Raw genomic sequence first — 19329 nt, 5'->3', positions numbered from 1 at the left:
AATCTGTGTTTTTTAGTGAATAAATCTGTTCATTGTGTACCGCAAATGTATAAAGTATTTGAATCAAACAACTTTTTTTTCAGATTTTCCGGGGTAATTCAAATTCATTAAATGGAATTTACAATAACATGCTTTTATTCAATGACTTAATTTTTGTATTTACAGGATAAATGAGTGTTTATTTTGGAAAAAAAATCCCCGGCATCTCGCTTGAGACACCGGGGATTTAAAAAATAGAACTGTTTGATTAAACCATGACTGATTTAATGTGAACTTTTCACAGTTTAATTGCTCATTTTAACAAGTTTTCCCTGTTGCAGGAATCCGGTATTAATATCACTCAGTGTTACAAAATAGATGCCTTGCTTCAGATGCTCGATATTAAGTTCGAAACCAGCGGCTGAGAAATTGATCGTATAATCATGGACAAGACGTCCGTTCATATCAAAGATTTCTATTTTGCTGCTTTCAGCATTCGCATTGAAGGCTTCGATAACAACGGAACTTATGGCCGGATTCGGATAAATGTTCAGGTAGCTTTCAGCACCTTCCAGTTGTACGATCTGGTCTCCAAGCACTACATTCTCCAACGAAACAGTCTCGAACAGGTAATCGCGGTAGGTTGAAGTATTGTTGAGCATGTAGATGGCCAGGTTCGCGTTGACATTTTCACTATCAGCAATTGCTTTCAACATTTCAACAGTTTCGGGCAGGATCGCTTCCCATCCCAGTTCCGCTGTGTCGAGGTTCAGCATCAGCAGTGTTTTGAACTCAACCTGGTCGTTGTCCTGCGGGATGAAACTTTGCAAATGCAATTTTGCTTTTGCGATATTTCCCTTACGCAGATAGTACTCATAACGGAGCAGTGACTTTTCATTCACCGAAAGATCTACTTCCGAAATAAGCATTTCCAACATGGGTTCGTCCAGACTGGCGATTGAGGCCATAATTGTGTTGGCATCCAAATAGGGATCAGGTGATGACTTGAATTGAGCAAGATAATCCTGAGCCAGCAGATATGATCCTTCAAACCCCATCATCATCGCAATAATTTTGTTGTAATTATCACAGGTGAAATTGATGTTCAGGTTGCCTTGCGAAGGCATGTTGAAAATCTGCTGGGCACAAGAGGCAGTAGAATGATACGGATTGTTGCTTGTGATCTGAACATTCGGGAATGAAATATTGAACATCCCGAAGTTGTCAGCTACCGTAATTGGTGGTGCAGAACTCTTGTTGATATCAACAGCGGCATTCTGATTACTCCAGAGAGTATTCATTCCCGGGTCAGTTGAAGGCAAACCGATATTGCCAGTGTGTCCCTGAACATTAATACCGGCCAGGTTATAATTGTAAAGGAAATTATTTCTGATTTTGGGCAATGGAGTTGGATTGCTGGAAGCAGTTCTGAAATCCATCGAAACGCGGCAATCGTTCACACAGTTGCTCGAAACCTCTGAATTAGCCGACATATTTACACCATAGATACCGGTGGTTGATGAGAGATTCTGCATTGAGATTTCGTTGCATGTGATGAAACTGGCGCTATTCTTGGCTTCAGCAAAATAGATTCCTGTATTCAGGCTTTGTTGGATTATGTTGTTTGTAACCTGACTGTTCTTAATCGACAAAGCCTGAATTCCATAGTAAAAGCCATTGATCTCATTACCGGAAATACTGAGCCGTGCAGAACGATTTGTATAAATCCCGGCACTGACTGTGTAAAGGTGGTAGTTGTTGATCAGGGTGTTTTCATGCACTTCAATCACAGGACCTGAACATTGGAAAATGTTGATTGGGTAACCTTTTACCTTCGACTCCATGCGATTGGCCTGAATTGAAGTGTAACCTGATTGCGAACTCAGCGCTACTGCATAGTGTAAATCAGTGAACGTACTGTAAGAGAAAGTACCACTGCCAAACAACTGGTGCACACCGTAAGTAACCACATTGCCACTGACGAATCCATTGATGAACTCGTTGTGCGATACAGACTGACGAAAATCAGACCTGGTAGAGTAAATTCCATAGCTTACTAAACTTGCGGTGAACGGGTAGTTACAGGCAGTTTTGAATTCCGGATAGAAGGTTTCCGTTACGAAACGATTTCCGCTAATCGGATGATTAAAGGTTCTATTATCTTCAACCCTGATACCAATATTGCAGTTGGAGAACAGGTTATTCGATATCAATGCATCCGCATCCTTGAGGAAATAGAGTGCCACTTCAGCATTTTTAAAGGTGCATTCGTTCACCATATTTATGATGTCTGTAAATAGCACTCCATCGTCAAACCTGAGCCCTTTCCATGTTTTATCCATATCGCATGGTCTGAACACCGAGTTATTGGCTCTCAGATAACCACCATTCACAAATTCAATACCTGCACACTCTCCAAAAACAACGTCCACATTGGTAATATCGAGTAATGCGCCATTGTCAACAGTAACCATGACACCGTCGGCAATAAAATATTTATCATCCCAAACAGTGTTTGAAGTAATTAATAAAGGTGAGGTGATATGAATAAAGCTTGGATCAATTGCAGCAAAACAGCAGTCCTCATTTTCAAACCCGATGTAAATGTTAACTTCCTGGATACATGATCCGGTTGGATTACTGATGATAAATTGAATTTCGCCCGGACAAAGGTTGCTCAGCACGAAGGGCACACCAGGGATAATTGGCCAGGTGGTTACCGGTGGAGGAGAAGTTTGCGTGATGGTAAAAGGCCCTCCGGTGGAAGCGGGATCCAATAGGATGGAAAGCGAACCATCGCAGGTCTCAGGGCAGGAGGCATTCGTTAAAATCACTTCCTCAATAATTATTTCGCAGCAAATATCACTTTCTACGCCAATCTGGAAGAACACCTCCTCAGCGCACAATCCGGTTTCGTCAGTGATGACGAATCCATAAGTGCCAGGGCATAAACCGGTCAGGGTAAATGGCACGCCGGGAGTGATCGTCACAGGTGGTCCGGGAGGAGCCACCGGAGTGATTATAAACGGAGCAACCGTTGATGCCGGGTCTAACATGATGGTCAGCGAGCCGTCGCAAATTTCAGGACAGGTTGCATTGGTAAAATTGACATAATCAACAATGATATCGCAGCATATATCACTTTCTACGCCAACCTGGAAGAACACCTCCTCCTGACATAATCCGGTTTCGTCACTGATTACGAATCCATACACACCCGGGCACAAACCCGTCAGGGTAAATGGTACGCCGGGAACGATGGGCACAGGTGGTCCGGGAGGAGCCACGGGAGTGATGGTAAACGGAGCAACCGTTGAAGCCGGGTCTAACACGATGGTCAGCGAGCCGTCGCAAATTTCAGGACAACTGGCATTTGTGAACTCGGTGGACTGGATAATGATGTCGCAGCAAATATCACTTTCAAAACCGATCTGGAAGAACACCTCCTCAGCGCACAATCCGGTTTCATCACTGATTACGAATCCATATACGCCCGGGCATAAGCCGGTTAGGGTAAATGGTACGCCGGGAACGATGGGCACAGGTGGTCCGGGAGGAGCCACCGGAGTGATGGTAAACGGAGCAACTGTTGACGCCGGGTCTAACACGATGGTCAGCGAGCCGTCGCAAATTTCAGGACAACTGGCATTGGTGAATTCGGTGGACTGGATAATGATGTCGCAGCAAATATCACTTTCAAATCCGACATAAACCTGATGGGTGTATGTACACAGCGTAGTGGAATCAGTTATTGTTACCAGGTATGTACCGGGGCATAAGTTATTTAAGGTGAATGGAACTCCCGGAAGAATGGTATATGAAATACCGGGAGGTGTAATTGTGATTGTAAATGGTGAGACTGTTGACGCAGGGTCGAGAAGAACTGTTATTGCACCATCACAGACTTCCGGGCAGGAAGCTTTCGTTATGCTGGCAGATTCGATAATGATTTCACAACAGATATCACTTTCATAACCAAGCTGAACGGTAATTTCCTCAACACAATGCTCCGTTTCGTCAGTAATAATAAATGTGTAGAAATCAGGGCAGAGTCCTGTTAATACCAATGGAACACCCGGGACTATAGTCCATGAATTGGTTGGCGGAGGCGAAGTTTGTGTGATGGTAAACGGGCCTCCATAGGAAGCCGGATCTAATGTAATTGTTATTGAACCATCACATATCTCAGGGCATGAAGCGGGGGTGGTTTCAACAGATTGTATTTCAACCAGGCAACATGCTACATCAAGACAAAACACCCCTGCAGTATCAATGCAACCCTGATAGTTTTGAACGACAACTGAAAACTGGTAACTTCCTGCTGTAACCGGGATGAACGGGAGAACATCACCGGTTCCAACCAGGTTGTTAAACTGGTCATACCATTCAATTATCGGGTAAGTGTCGGGAATGGTATTAGGCCACGGCAAAGCATTCAGCGGCAAAGGGATGTATAAATCGAGCTGATCGTTGCAAAACATTGTGCCGCAACCAATCGGGAATAATGACAAATCAGGATTTGGGAAGATCATTGCCGCTATCACAGTGGATGAGCAACCGGTCAATTTATCCGTAATGGTGAGTGAATAACTTCCGGGAGCAGTAACTGTGATTATTGGTGTTGTCTGTCCGCTGCTCCACTGATAAGTATATTTTGAAGGATCAATAATGTTCGGGGTAAGTGTAACAGGAGGACCTTCGCAACCACTGTAAAATGGCACATTCAGGTCGGGACTCAGGTTAAAAGTCACACAAATATAGTCTGTAGCTTTGCACCCGGTTACATTATCAGTAACGGTAACCGTAAAGATATACTGTCCCGTTGTACCGGCAGGCATACTTCCCCATGCATCATTATTGGTTGATGTTACAAAATAATCGCCCGGGTTGCCGCTCGGTCCGTTCCATTGGTAGGAATAGTTGGGGTTGAACGGTGTAATTAAATAGAAGTATGCGTTTGACCAGGAAGGAGAACAAATGTAGGTTTCTCCGGTAATGTTTGCAATAGGTGTTGGATACATATAAATGTAAACACTTTCGGCTACTGTTTTACAGCCAAACGCATTGGTAACTTCAACTGAGTATTCGCCATGCTGATAAACCAGGTAGTTTTGGCTTGTTGCGCCGGCAATGGGAAGTTCATCTTTGTACCATTGATAACTGTTCATGTTATCGCAGGCGGTGAGCGTAACATATCCACCCGGACAAAAAGCGGTGTCTGAAGCAGCAATCACACATGGTGTTTTGGGATTTACCCACACTTGTTTTTGCGCAGTAGCCACGCAACCATACTCATCGGTTATGGTAAGATTTACAATAAAAACCGGCGGGCTTGCGGAGGAGTACGCATGATCGGTAAGCCCTGTATAGGAATCAAATCCATCGCCAAAAGTCCAGTAGTAATTGAAGTTAGGATTATTGGGAATGGGTGTAAACGAAACGGCATCATCCACACAGGTGGGGCTGGTAAAGGTGAAATCGGCTGTTGGCAGAAGGATATTGACCAATTCTGTCCAGGTATGTGTACAGCCACTGGATGAGGTGACCGTGAGAGAAATCACATAGGTACCTGAAGCGGAAACTGTCATGACAGGATTTGGATCGTTGGCATTTGGAGCAAACGATACAGTACCTGGTCCGGATGCAGTCCACTGGTAGAGTGTTATTGACGCACCCGGACCAACTGTCGATTTATCGATCAGGGTTACTTTATCACATTCAACATAAGGCCAGAACCATGCAACAACATCGCAGGTGCCCGGATCGCCATTGCCGCAATCTTTTATAACAACATCTACAATATTCGACTTCATAGTGCATCCGTTTTGGGTTACTTCAACATAATACTGGTGTACCCCAAGGCTTAAGGATGAGATGTTAATGTTCTGATTTGAGGAAGTCCCCAATGGACTGGCTGGCGCTTTAAACCATTGATAGGAGCAACCTCCGCAGGGAGGAGTTGACAATACCAGCGTGGTGTTGTCGCCTAAACAAAAAACAGGCAGCGTGCTGTAAGTGGCAACAGCTGATGGCGGTGCATTCACGGCTATTGGAAGTATAAATGAACCACTGCAATGCTCAACTTTGACAGAAGCTGAATTATTTAAAGGTCCGTGCCACTTGATGTTCACTGAGTTCGTACCCTGCCCGCTAATAATCGTCCCTTGTCCCGGAGGATTAATTGTCCATTGAAAACCTCCCGGAGGTGCAGGTCCACTGGCAACATAAGTCTCCACTGCATCTGCACAAACCGTTGAAACTCCTGTTATTGTTGGGGTAGGGAAAGGATTTACATTAAGAAATTGTGGTAAAGATGTGCAGAAATTACCCGGGCTGATCTCGATTTCCTGCTCTACTTTTAGCTGCCATGGACCTGTTCCTGTCCATTTAACAACCACAGAGTCCTTATCAGCACCCATTTCGGATTGAATAACTCCCGTTCCCAAAGATACAGACCATACAAACTGACTCCCAACCGTGTTCGAAGTTACACTGTAGGTTTGATTTTTATCAGGACAAACCATAGTCTTTCCCGTGATTGGACCCAATATTGGTTTAGCAATCACTTCAACAATTTTCACTGCTGAATCATTGCAGAAGAGAGATGGATTAACGGGTTTTGCAACCAATGTGTATGTTCCCGGTGCACCCCAGGTGATGGCCGGGGAGTTTCCGGTTCCTACCAAAGCTCCAGGGGGCGTTATAAACCAGTTCGCATTTCCATTGGAAAAATAAGTTTCAGTGGATCCTTCACAAACAACTTCAGGCCCGAAAAGAATCGAAAAGACCGGAAGTACATCAACCGTAATTGAGCTGGCTCCGCTGCAACCTGCCATAGGATTGTTATATACACACTGGATCGTATAGGTTCCGGGCGTATTGAAAGTAATGTTCACATTGGGTACATTTCGGTCTTTATCATTAAATTGATAGGTACCGCCTGTAACAGTCCAGGTGTAATAAGTTCCGGGCAGCACCGGCAGCGAATAAGTAGCTGATGATCCGACACAAACCGGGCTTGGTCCGCTGATCGGTAAATTGGGATAAAGTACCGGAACATAAATGGTGGTGGAACCGGGACAAGGTGCAGAACCGCAACCCGGAACCGCTAAAGTCACTGAAGTTGGTCCGGGATAGGTTGCAGCCCATTGCACGGTGATCGCATTGGTGCCTGCGCCTGAAATAATAGTTCCTCCCGCGACTGTCCAATTATATGTGCCACAAACCAGGTTAGTGAAGAAAGAAGATGTTTCACCAGGGCAAACCGTTCCGTAGCAACAATCTGTTTCAATTTCAGGACCCTGGCCATTCAACACAACAATGGTTTTTGAAATGGTATCAACACAACCACAGGCGCCATGATCACCCTGTGCTGAACCTGAACCAAGATCAGTAGCAGTGAGCGTTATAACATAAGTCCCCGCAGCATTATATTGCTGTGGAGGTGGGTTGGCGCCGGAGTGGGTTACCCCGTTCCCAAAATCCCAAAAATATGTGGCCCCGCCAAGCGATGTATTGAAAAAGTTAACATCGGTATTCATGCAAACAGGGTTTGGATTAAAGGTAAAATCAGCCTGAGGACCGTCAATCAGACAAATTTCCTGGCTGATGGTGTCATTGCAATTGTTTCCTGAAATAAACACCTGGATTATTCCGCTTGATCCGCTACCCCACAAAACCGAAATGGGATTGCCGACAAAACTGGTTGGTGTACCTCCGCTGATCGTCCATGTATATACGTACCCCGGATCATTTGGAAAAACAGTATAAGTGTGCGTAGTTTCCTTGCAGGCAGCCATTCCCTCCTTATTTAATCCTGGCGCTGTTTCTCCTCTGCATGCCCCTTCGGGAGGACAAATGTTCAAGGCGTCTTTGAGTTTAAAATCCGGACAACAACAAGTCGTCGGATCAAGGTCTACGGTTAAAAGCATACAATCGGATGCTGGTTGCCCTCCGCCAATTGGAAATGCATCTATGCAAAGGGTCACTGAACCAGATGCTATATCTCCCGGGCCGGGAACATATTTAGGATTAAGACTTACCGGAGTGACAAAATATCCATCGCCGGTGGTTGTCCAGAAAACTGAACTGAAATCTGTCGCTGTAGCATCTTCAATTACATACTGTTCCGTAGCACAAATAGTGGCGTCTTCGCCAGCATATGCCGTTGGTAGAACACTTTGCGTTTCAAGTATTGCTGCGATGTTCCAGTTGAAATTCAGTCCGGAACTGTTCAGCAATGATTCAAATTCGAGACCGTCAAATGAAAACAGATCCCCAAAACCGGCGGCTGCTGGTCCTGGCCCCACACCAGACGGCGCTAAACCAGGTGTATGTATAATTTCATAACCTACCCAAAGCTCTTCTCCTGTTATGCCGATCAAAACCGGAATGTCAATCACATGCCAACTGGCCTGTGATGGGAAAAACTGCTCCTGATGAAGCAACGTACCGGGACTCGAAGCCGTTCCAGGTCCCCAGATTTTTAAAACGCAGGTAGTTGGAACATGAAAAATAAAAATCTCAACCTGTGAGAGTTTCATCCCTGAAAACTGCCCCATGGTGGTCGCAGGAAATTTTATCGCAGCAGTGAATGTGCCCCCCTCCTGCAATCCGATGGCATTCACGTTTGTTGAGTTGTCATACCTCAAAATAGTTGCTTCTGCTACGTTTGATGAATAATTCAAAGGGGTGTCAACCAGTAAGAACGGATTCCCACCCGATTGTCCCGGGGCAGAACCAGGATGTAACCTGAAACGGGTACTTTCTGGCGGCTCCTTAAACGAAAGGATTTCTGACTCTTCAACCTGTGGCTGAAAGGACTGAACCTGATGACTGTTTCCACGGGCATTACCGTGTGTAAAACTCATCAGCATGCTAAGCATAATCATAACAAATAGACTTGTTTTCATAATTGCAATTTAGTGTTAATTAATGGTAAAAAATATTATGGTACAAATTTGCGCAAAAGTAATATCAATGATTACCTTTTTCCAAATTTCTGAGTGTTAATGTTTTGTTAAAAATTTTGCAACCGGTTAAAGCTGGGTTTTCAAAATGCAGGCCAAAGTTGTCTGAATGAATTTATTATTATCAAAATTACATATATAACACTCATAATGAATGATTTAATAAAATGAAATAATTTTTAATTGACTTACTTAAGTTGTTCAAGGATTAAATTATTACAGTATTGAAATAAGGAATTTCACCCACATGGGTGAAAATACTGCACCAGGTTTTTCAAAATCAGTAAACACTTTCTTTAAAAAGTCAAAATGAAGCGAATAGTTAAGGGTAAATTTTAGCCTGATGAATATTCTATCCGGTCATTTACACTGACTTGGATTATCCGAAATAATTGGAAGTGGTTAGCGTTCGTTCATTTGTATTATTTTCGCGCTTTCAAAGCTTAACAATTTACTATGATTACTTTGCTGAAGAAGGAATTAAGAGGGTTTTTGAGCTCATTGATCGGTTTCATTGTGATTGCGGTGTTTCTTCTGACAAACGGCTTGTTTTTATGGGTATTTGCCTCTGATTTTAATATTCTTGATTTTGGTTTTGCTTCACTCGATGGTCTGTTTATGATGGCGCCATTCGTTTTTTTATTCCTGATTCCCGCCATCACCATGCGATCGTTTGCGGACGAGCACCGGAGCGGCACTATTGAGTTTTTGCTCACCAAGCCACTGACCGACCTTCAGATCATCATTGCAAAATATTTTGCCGGAGTCATCCTCGTTGTTTTTTCTGTATTGCCTACCCTTATCTATTTTTATTCGGTTTACCAGTTGGGGTTGCCTAAGGGAAATATTGACACCGGAGGAATATGGGGTTCTTACATCGGGTTATTGTTTCTGGGAGCTGCTTTTGTTTCAATTGGCCTGTTTTCATCCTCGATCTCCGGTAACCCGATCGTGTCTTTTATTGTAGCGGTATTTTTAAGCTTGTTCACATATGTTGGTTTCGACTTTATCCATTCGCTGGATTTGTTTGGAACGGTAGATTTGTTTATCAAATCCCTGGGTATAAACGCTCACTACACTTCGATGAGTCGTGGCGTAATTGATACAAGAGATGTTGTTTACTTTGTTAGTTTGATCGCATTATTCATTTTATTCACTAAACTTTCGATCGAAAGCCGAAAATGGTAAAGGATTGTGATGATGGGAAAAGTTTTCAATAAAAATAACAGGAACCAAAATGTTGTCCAATTGCTGTTTGGGCTTGCCATTATTGTGCTGGCAAATATAATTGGCTCCTATGCGTATACCCGATTCGACCTGACAGCGGAAAAGCGTTATACTTTATCTGAGGCCACGCGCACGTTACTTTCGGAAATTGATGACCTGGTTTTTTTCAGGGTTTATCTTCACGGCGATTTTCCTGCCGGTTTCAAGCGGCTCGAACGTGAAACCAAAGATATGCTGAACGAGTTCAGGGCTTTTAACAGCAACATCGAGTACCGTTTTATCAACCCTTCGGAAAGTTCGGATACACGGGAGCGGGAGCAGGTTTACAGGCAACTGATCGAGAAAGGACTTGAACCAACCGACTTGCAGGTTAGAAATAATGACGGTACATCCCAGCGAATTATATTTCCGGGCGCTATTGCTTCTTTCCGCGGAAGAGAAATCCCTTTGTTATTACTTACATCACAGAGGGGTACACCACCGGAAGAAATTTTAAATAACTCCATCGAAAACCTTGAATTTGCCATTGCCGACGCGATCAGGAAACTGGTTTCACAACGAAGGCCAAAAATTGCTTTTATCGAGGGGCACGGCGAGCTAACACGCCATGAAACTGCCGATGCAAGGGGAGCATTAAACGATTATTACGTTGTTGAACACATAAGACTTGACGAACAACTGAGTAGTCTTAGCGAGCGCCTGAAGGTGGATTCACTCACGACCCGTATCGTAAATACATTTGAAGCCATCATCATTGCAAAACCGGATTCAGTTTTTAGCGAAAAGGATAAATTCATTATTGATCAGTTCGTGATGCGTGGAGGTAAAATATTGTGGTTGGTCGATCCTGTTTTTGCCAGTATGGACAGCCTTCAGCTGACAACTGAAACAATGGGAATTGCACGTGATCTCAACCTGACAGATATGTTTTTTAAATATGGTTTCCGGCTTAACAATGAGCTGGTGATGGACCTTAACGCGCTGTCCATCCCTGTGAAAGCCGGCCAGATTGGAGATCAGCCGAAGTTTGAGTATTACCCGTGGTTTTATTTCCCAATCATCACCCCACAATCCACCGACCCTATTGTAAGAAACCTGAATGCGTTGAAAACAGAATTTGTGAGCAGCATTGACTTTGTACAGTCAACTTCAGAAATCAATAAGACAATATTACTTACTACCTCGCAATACTCGCGCGCTGTTAAAACTCCGGTGCTGATAAAACTGGATATTCTTGGCCTTAAGCCTGATGAAAGACTGTATAATCGCCCCAATATTCCTGTTGCAATCAAAATTGAAGGAACTTTTGAATCGTTGTATAAAAACCGGATACCACCCGAAGTAGCTGAAAACAAGGAAATTGGTTTTAAGGTAAGTAGTTTACCGGCAAAGATGATCGTTTTTGCCGATGGGGATGTGATCCGAAACCAGATGCAATTAACCAAGGGCAACTACCTGCCCTTACCATTGGGTTATGATAAATACACCGGTCAGCAGTTTGGCAACAAAGACTTTATCCTGAATGCAATGAATTATCTCACCGATGATTCGGGATTGATCAGCATCAGGTCGAGGGAACTCAAAATGCGTTTGCTTGACAAAAATAAGGTTGATACCGAAAGAGTACGATGGCAGCTGGTAAATGTTTTGATCCCGGTAGTTTTGGTCATTCTTTTTGGAATGGCACAGGCAGTGATTCGCAGGAAACGCTATGCGAAATAATAAAGCATTAATTGATTATTTTACTAAAAATGAGGAACGAAAAACCAATAAAACAAAAGCATGGCAAGAGCCTTTACCCTGATCTGCAGGAGCAGTTTCCCGCAGTTAAGTATTTGATTTGGTTACCTTTGATTTTTGCCTTAATCCTTTATGGCAATACTCTGGGGCACGATTTTGCGTTGGATGATCTGCCTCAAATAGCCAACCATAAATATGTTCAGCAGGGATGGGATGGCCTGTCAAAATTAGCCACCCAGAATTATTGGGCAGCCTCAGGTCTGAATTTAGGGTATTACAGGCCTCTTTCACATATCAGTTTTGCCATCGAAAATGCACTGCATGGTAATAATCCGTTGATCATGCATCTTGTAAATGTTCTTTTATACGGGTTAACCGGAATGGTGGTTTTTGCCCTTTTATCAGCATTATTTCGTAAAATGCCGTTTTTTGTGTTGGCTGCCACACTATTGTTCATAGCACATCCGGTGCATACGGAGGTTGTAGCCAATATAAAAAGTCGGGACGAAATACTCAGTTTTCTCAATGGAACTTTAGCATTGCTGATGGTTTTTAATTTTTCGAAGTCGAAAAACAAGACAAGTCTTGTGCTGGCGCTAATTTTCTACTTTTTCGCCTTACTTTCAAAAGAAACTGCAATGACTACCCTTGCCGTTGTACCCTTTCTGCTTTACTTTTTTACACCAAAAAAAGGTAGTTATATTGCAGGTGTTACACTGGCTTTTGTTGGCGTCTCTGTAGGGTTCCTTCTCCTGAAATATTCATTAATTGGAACTTTATCAGGTAATCCACCGGTTGATATTAATAACTATCCATACAGGGATTTAGCGTTGAGAATACCCACAACACTCTATATCTTTGGGTTTTATCTCTTCAGGCTTGCATTCCCCTTCCGGTTGCTTTATGACTATTCATACAATCAGGTTCCAGAGGTGGGGTGGGGGAATCCGGTTGTTTGGCTTTCGCTGGTTATTGTAGCGGTATTAATTGCCATTGCCATAAAAAATCTGAAGCGAAGAAACATCGTCTCGTTTGCCATCATCTATTTTGGGATTTCGATGTCGGTTGGTCTGGCCTTTGTGCTGATGCGCGGCGGAATCATGGCTGAAAGGTTTTTGTACGCCCCTGTATTGGGATTTTCAGTTTTGGTCACTTACTACCTTTTTAAACTGCTTCCCCGCGAAAAAACTACGGGACGTGTGTTGTATGATTTTAAACCTTTGCCTTCCAGGGTATTCCTTGGGCTGATCACCTTGCTTATCTTGTTTTTTTCGACCCGAACCATCACCAGAAACCCTGTATGGAAGGATAATTACACTTTGTTTTCGAACGATATCCGTTATGGGGGTAATAGTGCACAATTACGCAAGCATTATGGAAGCGAACTGGTAAACCAGGCTGTGGCTGCTACTGACCGGGAAGTAAAGGATTCATTAATGAAATTAGGGGTTGCAGAATTGCAAAAGTCTGTTGAGATCAATCCAAGGTTCGGTGAAGCCTATTTTAAACTTGGTTATGCTGCTTACCAGAACCGTGATTATGATACGTCAATCGGGTATTACAAAAAGGCAAGCGCCAACTCGATGACGGCAGCAAATCTGGCGTTGTCCTATTATATGAAAGGTGATTATGCCGAAGCACTAAAATTGCTGAAACAAGCATTGCAGATGGATCCTGAAAACCCAACAGCAAGGAATAACATGTCGTTGGTTCAAAATGCATTTAACAAGAAATTGGATACAATGAAAAACAGTACCTCTGAAGATCCTGATCATTATTTCGAATTGGGGAACTTGTTTGTTGAGCAACAAAAATATGCTGATGCATTGGTTCAATTCCAAAAATCTGTGGAGTTAAGACCGGAATATGTTGGGGCTATGATCAACATTGGGAATTGTTATTACATGCTTAAAGATTATGATAACGCCATCCTTACCTTTCAGAGCGTGCTGACTTTAAGCCCAAACAATCAGATTGCAAACCGCAATCTAAGCCATTTGTACGGTTTAACAGGAAATACTGAATTGCAGCAGTTGTATGATAAAAGGGCAAAAGGAAATTAGTAGATTTGATTTTGACCGGGATGAGAAGTGATTATTGGGAGTGGAAATCAATATGAACAGTACTCATTTATGCTGAACGAATCAGGATTTCCTGGTTTCCTGAATCATTTAAAACATAGTATTGATAATTGAGAGAATGGATTTTATATGAAGAATTTACGGATAAAGTTATTGATTGTTGCCATCATGGCTGTGCTGGCTTTGTATTTATGGATGCAAAATAAAACAGGAACCCTCAGGCAGGAAATCGGAGAATTTGCTATCGATGATACTGCGTCTGTGACAAGGATTTTTCTTGCTGATATGCGCGGTAATGATATGCTGCTGACTAAAATCAAACCGGGTGAATGGTCGCTGAATGATACACTTTCTGCACGAAACGAAGCTGTAACCCGTTTACTTTCCAGCATGTTCAGAATGGCAGTACAGGCGCCTGTGTCGCGGTCGGCTTATAACAGCGTGATCAAAAATCTGGCAGCAAATTCAGTCAAGGTGGAAATTTATCAGCATTTGCCACGGATTAACATCTTCAATAGCATCAGGTTGTTTTACCGCGAGAAACTGTCAAAAGTTTATTATGTGGGTGAACCAACGCAGGATAACCTTGGCACCTATATGTTAATGGAGGGCTCTGATACACCCTTTATTGTTTATCTTCCGGGTTTGCGTGGTTTTCTTTCTGCCAGGTTTTCGGCCAATCCGAATGACTGGAGAGATCACACGATTTTTGCAAAAAGCCCTCATGAAATCAGATCAATCCGGGTTGATTTTCCCCAGACTCCTGAGGAATCCTATTTAGTTGAGAAATTAAACCGTAATGATTTGAGGCTCACAAGAGTTATTGACAATCATAAGGTTACTGACTTTGACCCCAACCATCTGATTAACCTCATCCATGGATACCGGGATGTCCGATTTGAAAGCATTGTCGGGAAAAACGCTGAGCTTAACATCGATTCGTTGTTAGTAGCAACGCCAGTTCATGTCATTACCCTTACCGACACTTCAGGCAATGTTTATCGTATGAAAACCTATCGCAGACACAACTTCGGACTTTTAATGACAGACGATGGCGAACCATACCCTTATGATATTGACAGGATGTACGGCCTGATCAATAATGGCAAAGATTTGGTACTGATTCAATATTTCGTTTTTGATCCGATCACGAGGCCACTTTCATTTTTTACCGGTTATAAAACTTCGGAGCAGTAAATCTTCAATTGACCGTGAGCTAATTTATGATTGGGAAATTATTGGATGAACAAAAAAAAGAGGCTGTCTCAAAAGTCTTTCATTTGGATTTTCAACGATTCGGGTTAAATCCAGAATTTTGAGACAGCCTCTGCAATGGAATTACTCGAAAAGAATCTAATTTTCGAACCTTAGACAAGACCTTGAGCAAGCATAGCTTCGGCAACTTTCACGAAACCGCCGATGTTGGCTCCCTGCACATAGTCAACCGATCCGTCTTCACGTTTGCCATATTTTACGCAAGTTGAGTGAATGTCTTTCATGATTCGTTGCAACCTTGCATCAACCTCTTCACGTGACCATCCGAGACGCATTGAATTTTGTGTCATTTCAAGTCCTGAAACAGCAACTCCGCCTGCATTGGCTGCTTTTCCAAGGCCGTAGAGGATACCTGAAGATTGGTAAACCTCAATGGCTTCAGGTGATGATGGCATGTTGGCGCCTTCGGAAATGCAGAAGCAACCGTTGCTGATGAGTGTTTTTGCTTCGTCTTCATTCACCTCGTTCTGGGTTGCACATGGCATGGCGATGTCGCATTTTATTCCCCATGGGCGAAGGCCTTCGTGGTATTCACAGTCAAATTTTTCAGCGTATTCTTTAATACGGCCCCGTTTAATGTTTTTGAGCCACATCATAAATTCAAGTTTTTCTTTATCGATTCCGGCCGGATCATAAATAAAACCATTGGAATCAGACAGTGTAACTACCTTACCACCAAGTTGGGTAACTTTTTCACATGCATACTGAGCCACATTTCCTGAACCTGAAACGGCAACAACTTTTCCTTTTATTTCTAAATTTCTTGTGCTCAACATCTCCTGGGCGAAGTAGGTAGCACCATAACCTGTTGCTTCAGGACGAATCAATGATCCACCCCATTGAATGCCTTTCCCTGTTAGCACACCTGTAAATTCATTTTTCAGTCGTTTGTATTGTCCGAAAAGGAATCCAATCTCGCGGCCGCCAACGCCGATATCACCAGCTGGAACGTCGGTATCTGGACCAATGTGACGGAAAAGTTCGGTCATGAAACTCTGGCAAAAATGCATTACTTCATTGTCTGATTTTCCTTTTGGGTCGAAGTCAGAACCCCCTTTACCACCACCCATAGGCAGTGTCGTTAAAGCGTTTTTAAACACCTGCTCAAAAGCCAGGAATTTGAGAATTCCAAGGTTCACTGTTGGGTGGAAGCGCAGTCCCCCTTTGTAAGGACCAATAGCGCTGTTCATTTCAATGCGGTACCCTTTGTTGATCTGCACTTCACCTTTGTCGTCCAGCCAGGGTACGCGGAACAGGATTACGCGTTCCGGTTCAACCATCCGTTCAAGGATTTTAGCTGCTTTGAATTTTGGATTTTCCTCCACAAAGGGAATCAAGGTTTCCACGACTTCGTGTACTGCCTGATGAAACTCGACTTCACTTGGATTTTTGGCAATTACCTTTGCCATGAAATCATTCATTTGTTGTTGATAAGCATTCGCCATAACTCAAAAAGTTTATTGTTAATAAATAAATTCACGGTTCAAGATTAGGTAAAATTCAAATACAAACGAGCACCAGACAAAGAAAAGATAACATTTTCCAATTAAAATCCGTGAAACACGCAAAATCTGTTTGGGTAAATCCGAATCATCGAAAAATGATTTTATTTTTTGAGTTCTTAAACAAGAAATCAAAAAAAAGCCCCGGCGCATTGCCGGAGCTTTTCTTCATTTGTATATTTTCAAAGCAATAATGATATTGAATTGAAAATTGTTGTTAGATCAGGTCTTTATTGAATGACCACTTTCTTCACCACGCTCTGGTTAATACCTGTAATCCTGACAAAATAAACCCCCGGACTTACCCCTGAAAGGTCCATCTCATGTTTAAATCCGGTAGCAGATGTTTCCAGTTTTTCAGTCATGATGACCTGACCAGTAATTTCAGTTACTTCAATGGTCAGTACTTCGTCCATCGCGGGTATCGTAAGGTTGATCAGACCATTGCTTGGATTTGGATGCAGTGCAATTGAACTGATTTTGCCAGCTGAAACTGAAGTTGCCCCAGTCTTGAAACTCACAATTTTTGACTGACCCAAGTCCGTAAATAATCCGGTGTTGGGCATTGAAGCATCATAAGTCACATCTGTTAAAATTTCAGTTTTTGACGAAGGACGGTAAATTTTGAAGAACATGCTCTCATCTTCATTCAATCCATCCGTCATCTCAGTAGTGAGGTCATCACCATAAGCAACAAGCAGGAGGTTGCCCGAATCACCGTTGTATTGAGTTAATCCGGTACAAGCACCGTTTGCATCGAAAACACCGATGAAGTCTCCGGTTACTAACTCATTAAGCGCTGAGCTGCTGAGAGATATAAAATGACCTGAACCCGTCTTTTCATAACTCCACGGCGCATTTTCATAATCCACCGGTTTTGCCGGAATGTGGTTTTGAATCGTCGATTTGGAGCAATTGTAAGTAGCTTGTCCTTGCTGGTTCATGTTCACTAAATATCCTTTACCGGGTTCGAGAACCTCAAGTGTATAAATTCCTCCAAGTGGCCAGTAAAGCAATTGCGAATGCAGGTCATAGGCAAATAAAAGCTTATCACCAAACTGATTAAAAATGTCTTCGGCAGGTAACGGTTGATCGCAGAGAACCGGAATGTAACTGCTTCCATTATTTGCGGTGAAAGTTTTATTATCTGGCATCTCACCCGAAATCTCGATACATGCTGCCATATTCATTTTTATCTTATACCCTTTATAAACATTCCAATTTACCAACGTATTGATATTTTGTTCCGGCCAGTAAAACTTGTTGTCGTCGAGCATAATTACCAACTTATTTTCTGCAACGAGATCGGCGAAAATAGTTTCAACTTGCGGATTGTCGGGGATAAAATAGCTTGAAATGCCACTCCAACCTTCCGGCATACAAATAATCTGTTCGTCTCCAGGTATTCTGAGAACAATGAAACTGAAGGAGCAACAGCTTTCACAACCGGTTGTCGGAATAGTATAGCAGTATGTGATCTGGTAAGTTCCGATACCTATTGATGGATCGAAATAATAATTTGTCCCATCGTAGCTGACACCCTCTCCTGAGTAGCTTCCACCATAAGGAGTTACACTATTAAGGAGGACTACCGGATCATTGACAAATGCACGCATGTAAGGAGGACAAGTCAATACAGGCAATGGGTTAACAACAATTGTAACACTTTGGTTGAGTGCAGTTGTACAGCCATTACCATCGGTTACTGAAACAGTTTGAATGACTGTTGTTTTATTGAAATATTCAATACGGAAATCCGGGTTGTCAAATGTTGTAAACGATGTGAATTCATCATTCTCTATGTAGGTAATAGTCCATGGTGGAACTCCGGTAAAATAGGTAGTTAATGTTACCGGTTCACCAAAGCAAATTACTGTTTCAGAAGTTTCAAAGTAGGAAGTTGGCAGGTCAAAGACAATGATTTGAACTGATCCTTCACCAATGCATCCATTCACATCTGTTACAACAACTGAATACTCTCCTGCATCTGTGACGGTAATGCTTCGTGAAGTTGCTCCTGTATTCCAAAGGTAAGATGCACCCAATGAAGCCGTAAGAATTGTGGATTCGCCGTCACAGATTTCAAAGTTACCACTAATTGTGACAACCGGCAGCGGGTTCACCACGATCACAAACTCACAGCTGGCCACACAGCCAAAGGCGGTGGTTTCGGTATAGACAAACAGGTATTCACCAGCTTCAGCCGGATCGAACCCTGTGACCACTTCACCGTTAAAAGTATAAACGCCAATTCCTGAGAATTCAACCGCATCGTCGCCTTCGCAGAACGGGCCGTAAGCCGGGCAGTCAAACACCGGCAGCGGATTCACCACGATCACGAACTCACAGAAGTCGGTGCAGCCAAAGGCGGTGGTTTCGGTATAAACAAACAGGTATTCGCCAGCTTCAGCCGGATTGAACCCTGTGACCACATCACCATCAAAGGTGTAAACGCCAATTCCAGAGAATTCAACTGCATCGTCGCCTTCGCAGAACGGGCCGTAAGCCGGGCAGTCAAACACCGGCAGCGGGTTCACCACGATCACGAACTCACAG

7 protein-coding genes are annotated in these 19329 nt (G+C 43.0%); 4 read left to right on the top strand and 3 right to left on the bottom strand.

Going from position 1 to position 19329, the window contains the following annotated elements:
- Positions 1-284 precede the first annotated feature (284 nt).
- Entirely contained in the window at positions 285-8891 is an 8607-nt protein-coding gene (locus tag IH598_15495) for a T9SS type A sorting domain-containing protein (GenBank protein MBE0639921.1), read from the bottom strand.
- Positions 8892-9404: 513 nt separating this feature from the next.
- Between IH598_15495 and gldF the strand changes: the two genes are divergently transcribed.
- From gldF to IH598_15475, 4 genes are all read left to right on the top strand, one after another.
- Positions 9405-10136, top strand: a complete 732-nt coding sequence (gene gldF / locus IH598_15490; protein MBE0639920.1) for a gliding motility-associated ABC transporter permease subunit GldF — start codon at positions 9405-9407, stop codon at positions 10134-10136.
- 12 nt (positions 10137-10148) lie between these two features.
- On the top strand, positions 10149-11897 hold the full coding sequence (gene gldG, locus IH598_15485; protein MBE0639919.1) for a gliding motility-associated ABC transporter substrate-binding protein GldG: 1749 nt from the start codon (positions 10149-10151) through the stop codon (positions 11895-11897).
- 29 nt (positions 11898-11926) lie between these two features.
- Positions 11927-13978, top strand: a complete 2052-nt coding sequence (locus IH598_15480; GenBank protein MBE0639918.1) for a tetratricopeptide repeat protein — start codon at positions 11927-11929, stop codon at positions 13976-13978.
- Between the two features lie 147 nt (positions 13979-14125).
- Positions 14126-15193: a DUF4340 domain-containing protein gene (locus IH598_15475; GenBank protein ID MBE0639917.1), complete on the top strand. Its 1068-nt coding sequence runs from the start codon at positions 14126-14128 to the stop codon at positions 15191-15193.
- Between the two features lie 170 nt (positions 15194-15363).
- Here the strand turns inward: IH598_15475 and gdhA are convergent, their stop codons facing one another.
- Positions 15364-16716: an NADP-specific glutamate dehydrogenase gene (gdhA, locus tag IH598_15470; protein MBE0639916.1), complete on the bottom strand. Its 1353-nt coding sequence runs from the start codon at positions 16714-16716 to the stop codon at positions 15364-15366.
- Positions 16717-17003: 287 nt separating this feature from the next.
- A partial coding sequence (locus IH598_15465; protein MBE0639915.1) for a T9SS type A sorting domain-containing protein occupies positions 17004-19329 on the bottom strand: 2326 nt, incomplete at its 5' end.

It is taken from the genome of Bacteroidales bacterium (assembly GCA_014860585.1).
Lineage (GTDB): Bacteria > Bacteroidota > Bacteroidia > Bacteroidales > 4484-276 > RZYY01.
Note: the sequence above shows the minus strand (reverse complement) of the source record. Positions and strands in the feature narration are given on the sequence as shown.

Bases quoted from the DNA above. Each gene is read 5' to 3' on its own strand.
- IH598_15495 (MBE0639921.1), bottom strand. From the start codon at position 8,891: ATGAAAACAAGTCTATTTGTTATGATTATGCTTAGCATGCTGATGAGT.
- gldF (MBE0639920.1), top strand. From the start codon at position 9,405: ATGATTACTTTGCTGAAGAAGGAATTAAGAGGGTTTTTGAGCTCATTG.
- gldG (MBE0639919.1), top strand. From the start codon at position 10,149: ATGGGAAAAGTTTTCAATAAAAATAACAGGAACCAAAATGTTGTCCAA.
- IH598_15480 (MBE0639918.1), top strand. From the start codon at position 11,927: ATGAGGAACGAAAAACCAATAAAACAAAAGCATGGCAAGAGCCTTTAC.
- IH598_15475 (MBE0639917.1), top strand. From the start codon at position 14,126: ATGAAGAATTTACGGATAAAGTTATTGATTGTTGCCATCATGGCTGTG.
- gdhA (MBE0639916.1), bottom strand. From the start codon at position 16,716: ATGGCGAATGCTTATCAACAACAAATGAATGATTTCATGGCAAAGGTA.